Consider the following 14,222-nt stretch of genomic DNA (forward strand, 5'->3'; position numbering starts at 1 on the left):
CTCGGACATACATGATGTCCTTGCCCTTTATTATAATCATGATTACATTGTATGAATTGGTAAACCGATTGCTTTTTCAGCAGCTTCCATGCTCATTTCACCTAATGTCGGGTGCGCATGTACTGTTAAAGCAATATCTTCAGCGTTCATACCTGCTTCAATTGCTAAACCTAACTCAGCAATCACGTCAGACGCACTAGTACCAACAACTTGAGCACCAATTAGAGTGTCATCTTCTTTAAGTGTAATTAACTTAACGAAACCAGTTGTATCGTCTAATGATAATGCACGACCGTTTGCTTGGTAAGGGAATTTAGAAGCTTTATATTCAATACCTTCTTCTTTCGCTTGTGCTTCAGTGTAACCAACTTGAGCAAGTTCTGGTTCAGTGAAACATACCGCTGGCATACCGATGTAATCCACTTCAGAGTTGTGGCCTGCAATTGCTTCTGCAGCAATTTTAGCTTCGTAGCTTGCTTTATGTGCAAGAGGTAAACCTGGAACGATATCACCAATTGCATAGATACTATCTACTGAAGTGCGGCTTTGCTTATCAACATCAATTAAACCACGATCTGTTAATTTAACGCCAACTTCTTCTAAACCTAATTCATCAGTGTTAGGACGGCGACCTACAGTCACTAATACGTAATCCGCTTCGATTGTTTTTTCTTCACCTTTAACTTCATACGTTACTTTAACACCATTGTCTGTTTCTTCAGCAGATTTTGCTAAAGCTTCCGTTTCAATCGTCATACCTTTAGCTTTCATACCTTTTTTAACAGGTTGTGTCATTTGTTTTTCGAAACCGCCTAAGATGTCTTTCGCACCTTCAAGGATAGTAACTTCTGTACCAAAGTTTGCATACGCAGTACCAAGTTCTGAACCGATATAACCGCCACCAACGACAACTAATTTTTTAGGTACTTCTTTAAGGTTTAATGCACCTGTAGAATCTAAGATGCGACCACCAAATTTGAAATTAGGGATTTCAATTGGACGAGAACCAGTAGCAATAATTGCATTTTTGAAGTTGTACGTTTGCGCACTTTTATCGTCCATTACACGTAAGCTATTTTTGTCTACGAAATAAGCTTCACCTTTAACGATTTCTACTTTGTTACCTTTTAATAAAGCTTCAACACCGCTCGTTAATTTATTAACGACAGAACCTTTAAAAGATTGTACTTTATCGAAATCTAAAGAAACGTTTTCAGCAGTCACACCAAGGTCAGCACCATGTTGTGCTTGTTCAAAACGGTGTGATACGTTTAATAATGCTTTTGAAGGAATACAACCAACGTTTAAACAAACGCCGCCTAAATTACCTTTTTCAACGATTGTAACTTTTTGACCAAGTTGTGCTGCGCGAATTGCTGCTACATATCCACCTGGACCTGCACCGATAACAATAGTATCTGTTTCAATTGGAAAATCTCCGACTACCATATTTTACCCCTCCATTAATAATAATTCTGGATTGTTAAGTAAACGCTTGATGTGGTTCATTGCGTTTTGACCAGTCGCACCATCAATTTGTCTATGGTCAAAGCTTAATGATAATGCTAATACAGGCGCTGCTACAATTTCACCATCTTTTACGATAGGTTTTTGAGCAATACGACCAATACCTAAAATTGCAACTTCAGGATGGTTAATAACTGGTGTAAACCATTGACCACCTGCAGAACCGATATTGCTGATTGTACATGTTGCACCTTTCATTTCGTCTGAAGTTAATTTACCATCACGAGCTTTAACCGCAAGTTCATTAATTTCATCAGAAATTTGGAAGATTGATTTACGATCTGCATGTTTTACAACAGGTACTAATAAACCTCTGTCTGTATCTGCAGCGATACCAATGTTCCAGTAATGTTTGTGTACAACTTCACCAGCTTCTTCGTTGAATGATGTGTTAAGTGCAGGGTATTTTTTAAGTGCTGACACTAACGCTTTAACAACATATGGTAAGAATGTTAATTTCGTACCTTGTTCAGCTGCGATTTCTTTAAATTTCTTACGGTGATCCCATAATTGTTGAACATCAATTTCATCCATTAATGTTACGTGAGGCGCTGTATGCTTAGAGTTAACCATCGCTTTAGCAATTGCCTTACGCATTGCAGGAATTTTTTCAGTTGTTTCTGGGAAGTCACCTGCTGGTGCTGCTGTAGGTGCTGCAGTTGCTTCTTGAGGAGATTCAGCTGGTGCTGAAGCTTCCGTTTGAGGTGTTGTAGCTTGGCCACCACCATTTAAGTAAGCATCAACATCTTCTTTTGTAATTCTACCATTTTTACCTGTACCATTAACAGCTTTAATGTTTACATTGTTGTCACGTGCATACTTGCGCACTGAAGGCATTGCTTTAACATGTCTGTTTTCGTCAACTTCTTCATTAGCAGCTGGTTGTTGCGGCGCTTCTTCTTTAGCTTCCTCTTTAACTTCTTCTTTGTTGTCACTTGAGCTATCGTCATCGTGACCGCCTTTGAATTGCATTTCTTCTGCATCTGGTGCATCAATTTTAACAATTGTATCACCTACGACTGCTACAGTTCCCTCTTCGACAAGAACTTCTTCAACTTTCCCTGAAACAGGTGAAGGGATTTCAACGACAGATTTATCGTTTTGAACTTCACATAGTACATCGTCTTCTTCGATTTGATCTCCAGCTTTTACAAACCACTTTACAATTTCACCTTCGTGGATACCTTCACCAATATCTGGTAATTTAAATTCAAATGCCACGTTGTTTCCTCCTAATTAATCGTTTTAGATTGATAAGTTATAACGGAATAAAGGAATGTTAAAGACGGAAGATGTGAGAAAAATCATGTTGAGCACTGATATGCTTTACATTCAATCTGTCATTATCATCTGTGTTGAAGTTACATCATTATAACTTTTCGCCTCTAACCATTCCTATATTACCCTTATGCTTCGTTGTTAATGTTAATTAAAATTCAAGTGTTTCTTTTGCTTTTTCGATAATGTCGTTTTTGTTTGGCAACCAAACGTTTTCAGCTTGCGTAAATGGATAGATTGTATCCGGAGCTGAAACACGACCAATTGGTGCTTCTAATGAAAGTACAGCACGTTCTGATAATTCAGATACGACATTTGCACCTACACCCGCTTGTTTTTGTGCTTCTTGAACAACAACAACACGTCCTGTTTTTTCAGTTGATTTTACAATTGTATCGATATCAAGTGGTTGAACAGTACGTAAGTCGATAACTTCTACTGAATGGCCTTCTTTTTCAAGTTCTTCAGCAGCTTTTAATGATTCTTGAACCATTGCACCGTATGTGATGATTGTTAAGTCTGAACCTTCTCTTTTTACGTTTGCTTTACCAATTTCAATTGTGTACTCTTCTTCAGGCACTTCTTCACGGAATGAACGGTATAATTTCATATGCTCTAAATACACAACCGGATCGTTACTACGGATACTTTCAATTAATAAACCTTTAGCATCGTATGGACCAGAAGGAATAACAACTTTAAGACCAGGTGATTGCGCTAATAGACCTTCTAAGTTATCAGCGTGTAATTCTGGTGTGTGTACACCCCCACCGAATGGTGTGCGAATTGTAACTGGTGCTGTTTTTGAGTTACCAGAACGGAAACGGTGACGCGCAATTTGACCTGCAATTGAGTCAAATACTTCGAATACGAAACCTAAGAATTGTACTTCCATAATTGGACGATAACCTTGTGTTGTTAAACCTAATGCTAATCCACCAATACCAGATTCTGCTAAAGGTGTGTCGAATACACGGTCTTCACCGAATTCTTTTTGTAATCCTTCCGTAACACGGAATACACCACCATTAACACCTACGTCCTCACCAAAAATCAAAGTGTTTTCGTCATTTTTAAGTTCAGTTGCTAGCGCGTTGTTAATCGCTTGAACCATTGTCATTTGTGCCATGGCTTACTTCGACTCCTTCTCTTTGTAAATTTCATATTGTTCTTTAAGGTTATATGGCATGTCTTCATACATGATTTCCATTAATGAAGTTACAGATTGTTTTTCGATTCCATCTGCTTCTTTGATTGCTGCTTTGATTTCGTCTTTAGCTTGCTCGATGACTTCGTTTTCTTTGTCTTCTGACCATAAACCTTTATTTTCTAAGAACTTTCTGAAACGTACGAGTGGGTCTTTTTTCTCCCATTCAGAGTCTTCATCAGAAGTTCTATATTTTGTAGGATCGTCACCCGCCATAGTATGTGGACCATAACGATATGTCATTGTTTCGATTAAAGTAGGACCTTCGCCTCTAACTGCGCGATCACGTGCTTCTTTAGTAGCTTGGTATACCGCTAACGCGTCCATACCATCTACTTGAATTCCAGGAATACCTGCAGCAACAGCTTTTTGTGCTAAAGTTTGTGCTGCTGTTTGTTTTTCACGTGGTGTAGAAATCGCATAGTTATTATTTTGGATAACGAAAATTGCAGGTACTTTATATGCTGATGCAAAGTTGATACCTTCATAGAAATCACCTTGTGAAGAACCACCGTCACCAGTATACGTAATCGCAACTGCATCTTTACCACGTTTTTTAAGACCTAATGCCACACCTGCAGTTTGAATGTATTGTGCACCAATGATGATTTGTGGGCTTAATGCATTCACGCCTTCAGGGAATTGGTTCCCAACAAAGTGTCCACGAGAGAATAAAAATGCTTTTGTTAACGGTAAACCATGCCAAATTAATTGTGGTACATCACGGTAACCTGGAAGAATAAAGTCTTCTTTTTCTAATGCATATTGAGAAGCAAGTTGAGATGCTTCTTGACCAGCAGTTGGTGCATAGAAACCTAAACGACCTTGTCTATTTAAAGAAATAGAACGTTGGTCAAGGATACGCGTCCATACCATTCTTCTCATTAATTCAACTAATTGCTCATCTGATAAATCAGGTAACAAATCTTCGTTAGTCACATTTCCATCTGCATCTAAGATTTGAACCATTTCAAATTTTGATTCAGTATCTTTCAATACTTGTTCAGCATCGAATTGGGCTTTTAACTTAGCCATTCAATTCACCATACCTTTCCCGTTTATATATATTTCATCTTTACATAGTTTAACACATTTCATAAGAGCTGTTAAACAGTTTTACACAAGTTCTGTAACAGTTGATAGCATTACAGCGAGCGCAACTGTTATATAAAAATTATGAAACTGTTATACTTCTATCAGTTAGAAATCTCGTCAATATCACGTTTTTCTTTTTGTACATTTCGTAGCGATTTAGCATATTGATCAACTTTATTTTTTAATTGTTTTTGTGCTTCCACTATTGATTTAGATTTTTTATCGACTTCTGCTTGTGTGCCTGATTGACCTTTAAAATACGTAAATAAATCTTTTTCTTTATTCACTAAATCTTGATACCCTTTTGTAAACGCTTCATGTTTTTTATATTTAGTATCAAGCGCTTTTACAAATTCGTCATATTGTTTTTTCTTATCTTTATCTTCTATTTTATTCACGTCATTTTTCAGTTTTTCAAATTCTTTTTTAGAATTTTTCACTGCATCTTCTTCTTGCTTAATTGTGTTGTTTCTCTCATTTGTATTTTTTAATACTTTGTCAAGATCACTTTGAATCGTAGTCGGGTCTTTACCATTAAAAGCTTTTGTGATTTTTTCTTTTTCTTGCTCCAACTTGTTTCTATTTTGATTAATGTGTTCAAGTGGTTGTTCAGCCTTTTGCATTTTATCGAGCCCATCATTTATATTTTTAATATGCTCTTTGTCATTATTACAAGCAGCCAATAAAACTGTCGTTGCTAATACTAAACTCATTGTTTTTTTTATCTTCATGATTCAAAAGTCCTCCTTCTATTCATTGGTAATGGTAATGAAAACAAATGGATAAATCAAACATTATTATTATGACTCTGATACACTTATCTGATATATTATTGTTTAAGGAAGGTGTCAAATATGCTAACAATGAAAGATATTATTCGCGATGGACATCCAACACTTCGTCAAAGAGCAGAAGAGGTTACTTTTCCTTTATCTGCTGAAGACAAAGAAACCTTTATAGCTATGCAAACATTTTTACGCAATAGCCAAGATCCAGAAATCTCAGAAAAATATCAATTACGAAGCGGTGTCGGCTTAGCTGCACCTCAAATCAATGTACCGAAACGTGCATTTGCAATATATTTGCCTGACGATGGTAATGGTAAAACTTATGACATGATGATAATTAATCCTAAAATTGTCAGCCATAGTGTTCAAGAAGGTTATTTACCTACTGGCGAAGGTTGTCTTAGTGTTGATGAAGATGTTCCAGGACTCGTTCATCGTCATTATAGAATTAAAATTAAAGCATTCGATATGGATGGCAATGAATTCAGTTTACGTTTAAAGGGCTATCCTGCAATCGTTTTTCAACATGAACTCGACCATTTAAATGGCGTGATGTTTTACGATCACATTGATGATCAAAATCCACTTCAACCTCATCAAAACGCGGTAGAAGTATAATAAAACACCTAAGAAGTTGTACGTGTTGTACCTTCTTAGGTGTTTTAAGTTTACATAAATTCATCGCGTCGTTCTGTATAGTTTACATTTAATGATGGCAATTGGGCCTTAATGTTTTCGAACGTTTCGATATTTAGAAACTCAGGATCGTGACCATGTTTCATATAATGCGGATCCTTATCAGTAGAGCTCGGTTCATTATATTCAAAAAACATTGTGACTTCACTTGCTCGTACTTCAAAGCTAATACTTTTTAAAACTTTATCCTCACGTTGAATCTCTTTCTTTAATTCATCAATAATGCGGGTTTCACTTTTCATTGCGCTCACCTATTCCAATTAAAATACAACCATTTAGTGTAAAGATGCCCTCTCTCTATTTAGTTTATCACAAACTGCTTTATTTATCTGATTACATCATGTAAAATAAATACTAACTAGGTCATTGAACGTTGACATTATACATTTAAAATATTTGCATGTGCGTTAAGATATTTGAAACATGTTCTCATGCAAATTGTTTTCGCATTTTAAATGCGCCATTCAATTGTATGTCACAGTCGCCTTTATAGAGTCATTATGAATCATATCCTCATATATGATTATAAAATACTCAATGGTCGTAATTAAATAATACATATGCAAGTAACTAAGTCTATGAATGTATGGATTGAATGGAGTCTATCTTTAAGATTTTACTTATTCAGTTCATGTTTTTTATTTTTACATTAAAACACTTAGATTCATGCATCAAAAAAATATATTTGCAATTTCTAGGAGGAACTCATACATGGCAATTTTTAAAGTATTTTATCAACATAATCGTGACGAAGTGATCGTACGCGAAAATACACAAACGATTTATGTTGAAGCAGAAACAGAAGAACAAGTAAGACGTTATTTAAAAGAACGTCACTACAATATTGAATTCATAACTAAATTAGAGGGCGCACATTTAGCATATGAAGAAAAGTCAGAGCATTTTAACGTGGAGCGCGCTGAGTAATGAAGCAACTTCATAAAAACGAAGTGGGAGTATATGCACTTGGTGGTTTAGGTGAGATCGGTAAAAACACTTATGCTGTTGAGTACAAAGATGAAATCGTCATCATTGATGCAGGAATTAAATTCCCCGATGATCATTTACTAGGAATCGACTACGTCATTCCTGATTATTCATACCTCGAACAAAACCAAGATAAAATCGTTGGATTGTTCATTACGCATGGTCATGAGGATCACATTGGTGGTGTGCCCTACCTGCTTAAAAAAATCAATGTCCCTATCTATGGCGGTCCACTTGCACTCGGTTTAATCCGTAATAAGCTTGAAGAACATCATCTATTGCGCACAGCAACATTGAATGAAATCGATGAAGATTCTGTTATTTCATCTAAACATTTTGAAATTAGTTTTTATCTTACAACACATAGTATACCTGAAACATATGGCGTGATTGTAGATACGCCTGAAGGTAAGATTGTGCATACAGGAGATTTTAAATTCGACTTTACACCTGTGGGCGCGCCAGCAAACATAGCAAAAATGGCACGTCTTGGAGATGAAGGTGTATTATGTTTACTATCTGATTCTACAAATTCACTTGTGCCCGACTTCACATTAAGTGAACGTGAAGTCGGTCAAAACGTCGATAAAATTTTTAGGGGTTGTACTGGACGTATTATCTTTGCAACGTTTGCCTCAAATATTTACCGTGTTCAACAAGCTGTTGAAGCTGCTGTTAAATATAACCGCAAAATTGTAACATTTGGTCGTTCTATGGAGAATAATATTAAAATTGGTACGGAGCTTGGATACATTAAAGCGCCACCCGAAACGTTTGTTGAGCCTAATAAAATTAATAGCATCCCAAAACATGAGTTATTAATTTTATGTACAGGCTCCCAAGGGGAACCGATGGCTGCACTTTCACGAATCGCCAACGGAACACACAAACAAATTAAAATTATTCCTGAAGATACTGTTGTCTTCAGTTCATCCCCTATCCCAGGTAACACAAAAAGCATTAATCGTACAATCAATGCATTATATCAAGCTGGTGCTGAAGTGATTCATAATAAAATTTCTAACATTCATACTTCTGGACACGGTTCTCAAGGCGACCAACAATTAATGTTACGCCTAATTCGTCCTAAATACTTCCTACCTATTCACGGAGAATATCGTATGTTAAAAGCACACGGACAAACAGGTATGGATTGTGGCGTGGCAGAAGATAATGTATTTATTCATGACATTGGCGATGTGTTAGCGTTAACGCGCGATTCTGCACGTACAGCTGGACGTATCCCATCCGGCAATATTTTAGTTGATGGAAGCGGTATAGGTGATATTGGAAACGTTGTAATTCGTGATCGTAAACTATTATCTGAAGAAGGTTTAGTGATTGTCGTTGTGAGTATTGACTTCAAGACAAATCAACTCCTCTCAGGTCCAGATATTATTTCGCGTGGTTTCGTGTATATGCGTGAATCTGGTCAATTAATATACGATGCACAACGTAAAATCAAAAAAGATGTCATTTACAAATTGAATAACAATGAAAATATTCAATGGCATCAAATTAAATCTTCAATCATTGAAACTTTACAACCTTATTTATATGAAAAAACAGCGCGTAAACCGATGATTTTACCAGTCATTATGAAAGTCAATGACGACAAATAAATATGTCCAATCAAAACCACCCGTTCATGCGGGTGGTTTGTTTTGTGGCTGAATACCTCTGTTACTGACCAGCCCTTGTACGGGCACTGAAAAGTTTAGCCAACTGTACTACTTTCTCAGCGACCCTTAAAAGGATCCTATTTTTTCTCATCCACTGGCTAAAAACTTTAAAAATTATAGAATCGGCTGATCAATTTAGTATATGACTTATATGAACAACTATCAGTAAAATATTCGTGCACAAAATAGAGGTTGACCATCTTAAAATCACTGCGATTTATCGGGTGGTCAACCTCTGCCACTCATACTTTATTTTTGTTCTTTCTCAATTTTGTCTATCATCTTTTTTGATCATTTCTCAGTTTAATTGTTTACTTCAATCATGGCTTGCTCAAGATTTTTTGATGAGATGATACTATAACATCATGATGCTGTAATCTCGAAAGTGATATCTTTAAGCTCTTCGGTATTAATTTTCACATTTTCTCTATGACTTTGAAGCGCTTTATGTGTTTCAAGGGTATATCTATCGCCAGACTTTGTATTTATGACAATATCACCTTTCGGAAGTTTATCACCTAAATACAAGCCGTATGAAACATGTGCATACCTTACAATATGATCCAATTCTTTTAGTGTAATCACCCCTTTATCTAATGTGACATTACGCTTAGGAGTGTATGTTGTGCCATTATAAATATAAGTACCTTTAAAGTTTAAACGCACTTCGTTTGATTTCAAAGGCGCATTAGAGTATGCCCAAATTTTTAAATTCCCTTTTTTATCTCCTATTTGTGATTTGCTATATCTATCATATAATTTTTTAACCGCCGCCGCTTCGTTTTGTGTTTGTACTTCTTGCACGTTAGACGTATCTGCGTGAGATATATTTGAAATACTGCCTAAAGCAGCTGTTCCTGTAAATCCAGTTAATATAATTCCTGCCATCGTAAATTTTGTTAATAATTTTAAAGGCATAATTATCCCTCTCCATTCTAAGTTGATTTCGATTTTTAAAACCGTACATCATGATGTAAGATTATTATATAACTAAAAATTAAAAATAAAATACACAGAATATTAAAGAATCTTAATTAAATCTTAATACTCGTCTATTCAAGCGCTTATGTTTCATTTTAACTACATATTTAATAGATTGTTTTCATCTGTTATTTCAAATTAAGCAACGTTATATTCATTGTTAATTAGTTCATGACTTCATATAAATAAAAAACCGTTGCGACAAACAATCGCAACGGTTTTAATCTTCCTAAATTTCGAGCTAATCTTTACCACTCGTGAATGGCGTACAATACAATGTGGTACCCACACTTTTAACATTAAAAAAGTGTCTCATGATTGTACCACTAGAATCAACGTCCTATTAATGCGCCATTTTTTTCTCATAGCGCGTTAAATCATTATCATGGCCAATCATAATTAAAATATCATCAAATTCTAATACCATTTCTGGATCAGGTGCCACGATAATTTCCTTACCACGTTTGATTGCAATAATATTGATGCCATAGTTTGCTCGAATATCCAATTCTACTAAACTTTGACCTGCTAATTTTTCATTTACTTTCATTTCAATAATAGAATGTTCATCTGACAATTCGAGATAATCAAGCACTGTGCCACTCGCCACATTATGTGCAATTCGGCGGCCCATATCGCGTTCAGGATGCACAACGGTATCCGCACCTATTTTATTTAAAATTTTTGCGTGATAATCATTTTGTGCTTTGGCGGTAACCTTTTTTACACCTAATTCTTTTAGAATTAACGTTGTTAGTGTGCTCGCTTGAATATTTTCACCTATCGCTACAATCACATGATCAAAGTTTCTAATCCCTAAGCTTTTCATCACAGCTTCATCTGTTGTATCCGCTACAACCGCATGTGTTGCGATATCACTATATTCATCAACGCGATGTTCATCACTATCAATCGCCATGACATCCATATCGAGCGCGTTTAGCTCACGCACAATACTTCCGCCAAAACGTCCTAACCCAATTACAACATACTCTTTATCCATTATTTACCTCCGTAATTAGAAAAGATCAAGCATGAAAAAATTTAAAGTTGTGGGCAAGCCACAATCATTTAATTTTCCAAGATAACACCTGAACGATTGCTTTATCCACTTTCATCGATAACCCGATGTCTTAATGAATACTACTATTTTCTACCTCTTACATAGTCTTTGTCAAATACAAATAGTTTCAGTAAAAATCCTAAAGATGGTAATAATAAAATAAGTCCTAAAATGAATACAATGATTAATGCTATTGCCATCGTATCGTTTGTCACTGCGTGATCAATACGAACATATGGATACAACAAATATGGCAGTTTACTTATGCCATACCCAAAAAATGCCGTGCCGATTTGAATCATTACAAATAAAAATGCGATGCCATGCGCTTTTTTCAAATATGTGAGTATACCCGCGATTAAAAATGCAATAAAACTAATAACAAACAGCCAACCGTAATCATAAACAGCAGTTTCAAAATGTGTCTTATTTTGCACACGTAATGATAAAAATACAAATAATGAAATCATTATCATGGGTGCGCCCCACATAAGAAACCATTTGCGTAACAATAAATATGCTTCGCCATCTTTAGCTCTATGGGCATAAAATGTTAAAAATCCAGAAGAAATATATAATACCGTTACAATAGATAATAAAACTACCGCCCATCCATAAGGACTTAATAATAATGCTATCCAATCTAAATCAACTAAATCATTTGAGGTACGGATTAAATATCCCCCCTCTGATATTGTTAAAACTGTTGATAACGAAGCGGGTATCAAGAGACCGGAAATGGCATAAATCATCAACCAAGATAACTTTGAATCTTGACCATAATTTTCAAATGCATAAAACGCACCGCGTGCTGCTAATAAAATTAGTGCAAGTGATCCTGGAATGAGCAATGCTGTTCCATAATAATATGCTGTATCAGGGAAAAATCCGACTATACCTACAAAGAAAAATACAAAGAATACATTTGTTACTTCCCATACTGGATTTAAATAGCGTTGTATCAGGCCATTAATTTTCTTAGATTCACCAAATAATTTGGCATGCATTGAAAAGAATCCTGCACCAAAATCAATGGATGCAACAATGATATAACCGAAGAGGAATAACCATAATACTGTAATGCCAATCAATTCATAACTCATTCAGATTCACCTCTTCTTTCAGTTTTTATCTTAGTGATATCATCAGATATGGATTGATTTTTAAACATTCTTATGAGTACGAAAGACGTTGAAAAGAGTAAGACGAAATATAATAAAGCAAATAATAGTGTGACAAATGGCAATCCACCAGCGGAGGTAGCCGCATCTTGTACTTTTAATATTCCTCTCACCATCCAAGGTTGACGTCCTAATTCTGTTAAAAACCAACCAAATTCAATCGCAAGCATGCTCGCTGGTCCAGTTAAAAGTATGGCATACAACAACCATTTCTGATGAGGATTCCATTTTTTAACCCACAACGCTACAACATACAATGCTGAAACGACGAAACAGAAAATGCCAAATATAACCATTAAATCAAAGAAATAATGTACGATGAGGGGTGGTAATTCATCTTTTGGAAATTCGTTAAGCCCTTTTACTTTCGTATCAAAACTTGAATCGGATAAAAAGCTTAAAGCGCCTGGGATACGAATGGCACCTTTCACTTCTTGGGTAGATTCATCTAACACACCAAATAACACTAAATCTGCTTTCGCTTCTGTATTGAAATGCCATTCATAAGCCGCCAATTTTTCAGGTTGTTCATGGTGTAAAAATTTTGCTGACAAATCACCTGCAAGCATCGAAAGCATTGAAAATATTAACCCTGCAATCATTGTTAATTTAAGGGCTTTTTGATGATACACTTTATCTTCTTGCACTTTGTTTTTTATAAGTTTAAAAGCTGCAATAGTCGCCAAAATAAATGCCATTGTCATCAAAGCTGTAGCAACGACATGGAAGGAACGGACAAAGAATGATGGATTAAACATTGCTGCAATCGGATCGACATTTACCATTCTCCCATTTGAAATTTCCATCCCTGCAGGCATATTCATAAATGAATTCACTGAGGTAATAAAAAACGCTGAAAACGTTCCACCTATAATCACTGGAATACTAATGAAAAAATGTGTCCATTGGTTTTTAAAACGATTCCAAGTATATAGGTAAATACTCAAGAATATCGCTTCAAAGAAAAACGCAAATGTTTCCATAAATAGTGGCAACGCAATCACATGTCCTCCAATACGCATAAATGTTGGCCACAATAGCGACAACTGAAGTCCAATGATGGTGCCTGTAACAACACCCACTGCAACTGTAATTGTATAACCTTTCGCCCACCTTTTGGCAAGTACCAAATACTTATCACTTTTTTTCTTAATCGCTAAAAATTCAGCTATTGCAAAAAATACTGGCATCCCCACGCCAATCGTTGCAAATATGATATGGACAGCAAGTGTCATCCCAGTTAAAAAACGACTTAATTCTACTGCATCCATTTCATCACTCCTTTTATCTTTTTCCAAAGCAACTTAAATTATACTGAGGCCTGAATTGAAACAGAATGTGAATGCTTATATAATGAGTGACAATTTTTTGACATGACGCAAAGTTGCCATAATTTTTCATTTGACTTAATTTAAATCGTTACCAAAACTTAAATTTCAAACGATAATACGTCGTGTGTGCTAGAATAATTGGGTAGTGAAAATAGATTAAAGGAAGGTTTGAAGATGCCAAATATCATTATTTATACGCAAAATGATTGCCCACCTTGCACTTTTGTTAAAAATTATTTAAAGGAAAAAGAAGTCGTATTTGAGGAACGTAATATAAAAAATCCAACATATCGTCAAGAAATGCTTGATTTAGATGCTTTTGCAACACCTTTCATTCTTATTGACAATGAACCCATGTATCAAGTTGATATGGATAAACTGAATCAAATGTTGTCATTATAACAAC

General features: G+C 35.5%; 14 protein-coding genes. 4 read left to right on the forward strand and 10 right to left on the reverse strand.

Features of this window, described 5'->3' with window-relative positions; translation table 11 throughout:
- Nucleotides 1-42: 42 nt before the first annotated feature.
- From lpdA to SHYC_RS08620, 5 genes are all read right to left on the reverse strand, one after another.
- Nucleotides 43-1,449, reverse strand: a complete 1,407-nt coding sequence (gene lpdA, locus SHYC_RS08600) for a dihydrolipoyl dehydrogenase (protein WP_037566053.1) — start codon at nucleotides 1,447-1,449, stop codon at nucleotides 43-45.
- A 3-nt stretch (nucleotides 1,450-1,452) separates the two neighbouring features.
- Nucleotides 1,453-2,748, reverse strand: coding sequence for a dihydrolipoamide acetyltransferase family protein (locus SHYC_RS08605; protein ID WP_039646316.1), 1,296 nt, complete (start codon nucleotides 2,746-2,748; stop codon nucleotides 1,453-1,455).
- A gap of 208 nt (nucleotides 2,749-2,956) precedes the next feature.
- The gene (locus tag SHYC_RS08610) at nucleotides 2,957-3,934 is read right to left on the reverse strand and encodes an alpha-ketoacid dehydrogenase subunit beta (RefSeq protein WP_039646318.1); all 978 of its coding nucleotides are present in this window, start codon (nucleotides 3,932-3,934) and stop codon (nucleotides 2,957-2,959) included.
- 3 nt (nucleotides 3,935-3,937) lie between these two features.
- Complete coding sequence (pdhA, locus tag SHYC_RS08615) at nucleotides 3,938-5,047, reverse strand: pyruvate dehydrogenase (acetyl-transferring) E1 component subunit alpha (RefSeq protein WP_039646320.1); 1,110 nt, start codon at nucleotides 5,045-5,047, stop codon at nucleotides 3,938-3,940.
- 161 nt (nucleotides 5,048-5,208) lie between these two features.
- Nucleotides 5,209-5,838, reverse strand: a complete 630-nt coding sequence (locus SHYC_RS08620) for a YkyA family protein (protein ID WP_039646322.1) — start codon at nucleotides 5,836-5,838, stop codon at nucleotides 5,209-5,211.
- A 123-nt stretch (nucleotides 5,839-5,961) separates the two neighbouring features.
- On the opposite strand from SHYC_RS08620, the gene def reads away from it, so the two are divergent.
- Complete coding sequence (gene def, locus SHYC_RS08625) at nucleotides 5,962-6,513, forward strand: peptide deformylase (protein WP_039646325.1); 552 nt, start codon at nucleotides 5,962-5,964, stop codon at nucleotides 6,511-6,513.
- Nucleotides 6,514-6,563: 50 nt separating this feature from the next.
- Here def and SHYC_RS08630 read toward each other — a convergent pair whose 3' ends face one another.
- On the reverse strand, nucleotides 6,564-6,833 hold the full coding sequence (locus SHYC_RS08630; RefSeq protein ID WP_039646327.1) for a hypothetical protein: 270 nt from the start codon (nucleotides 6,831-6,833) through the stop codon (nucleotides 6,564-6,566).
- 469 nt (nucleotides 6,834-7,302) lie between these two features.
- On the opposite strand from SHYC_RS08630, the gene SHYC_RS08635 reads away from it, so the two are divergent.
- On the forward strand, nucleotides 7,303-7,518 hold the full coding sequence (locus tag SHYC_RS08635; protein WP_039646328.1) for a DNA-dependent RNA polymerase subunit epsilon: 216 nt from the start codon (nucleotides 7,303-7,305) through the stop codon (nucleotides 7,516-7,518).
- Nucleotides 7,518-9,200 (forward strand): ribonuclease J1, encoded by a 1,683-nt coding sequence (gene rnjA / locus SHYC_RS08640; protein WP_039646330.1) that lies wholly within the window; start codon nucleotides 7,518-7,520, stop codon nucleotides 9,198-9,200. The genes SHYC_RS08635 and rnjA overlap by 1 nt, the downstream gene beginning before the upstream one ends.
- Before the next feature lie 423 nt (nucleotides 9,201-9,623).
- Here rnjA and selX read toward each other — a convergent pair whose 3' ends face one another.
- The 4 genes from selX to SHYC_RS08660 all read right to left on the reverse strand — a co-directional run bounded on the left by selX (nucleotide 9,624) and on the right by SHYC_RS08660 (nucleotide 13,756).
- Entirely contained in the window at nucleotides 9,624-10,178 is a 555-nt protein-coding gene (gene selX, locus SHYC_RS12150) for an enterotoxin-like toxin X (RefSeq protein ID WP_052257841.1), read from the reverse strand.
- Between the two features lie 406 nt (nucleotides 10,179-10,584).
- On the reverse strand, nucleotides 10,585-11,244 hold the full coding sequence (locus tag SHYC_RS08650) for a potassium channel family protein (RefSeq protein WP_039646332.1): 660 nt from the start codon (nucleotides 11,242-11,244) through the stop codon (nucleotides 10,585-10,587).
- Nucleotides 11,245-11,387: 143 nt separating this feature from the next.
- Entirely contained in the window at nucleotides 11,388-12,407 is a 1,020-nt protein-coding gene (locus tag SHYC_RS08655) for a cytochrome d ubiquinol oxidase subunit II (RefSeq protein WP_039646334.1), read from the reverse strand.
- Nucleotides 12,404-13,756, reverse strand: a complete 1,353-nt coding sequence (locus SHYC_RS08660; protein WP_039646335.1) for a cytochrome ubiquinol oxidase subunit I — start codon at nucleotides 13,754-13,756, stop codon at nucleotides 12,404-12,406. The genes SHYC_RS08655 and SHYC_RS08660 overlap by 4 nt, the downstream gene beginning before the upstream one ends.
- 234 nt (nucleotides 13,757-13,990) lie before the next feature.
- Between SHYC_RS08660 and SHYC_RS08665 the strand changes: the two genes are divergently transcribed.
- Nucleotides 13,991-14,218 (forward strand): glutaredoxin family protein, encoded by a 228-nt coding sequence (locus tag SHYC_RS08665; protein ID WP_039646337.1) that lies wholly within the window; start codon nucleotides 13,991-13,993, stop codon nucleotides 14,216-14,218.
- Nucleotides 14,219-14,222 lie beyond the last annotated feature (4 nt).

The organism is Staphylococcus hyicus (assembly GCF_000816085.1).
Lineage (GTDB): Bacteria > Bacillota > Bacilli > Staphylococcales > Staphylococcaceae > Staphylococcus > Staphylococcus hyicus.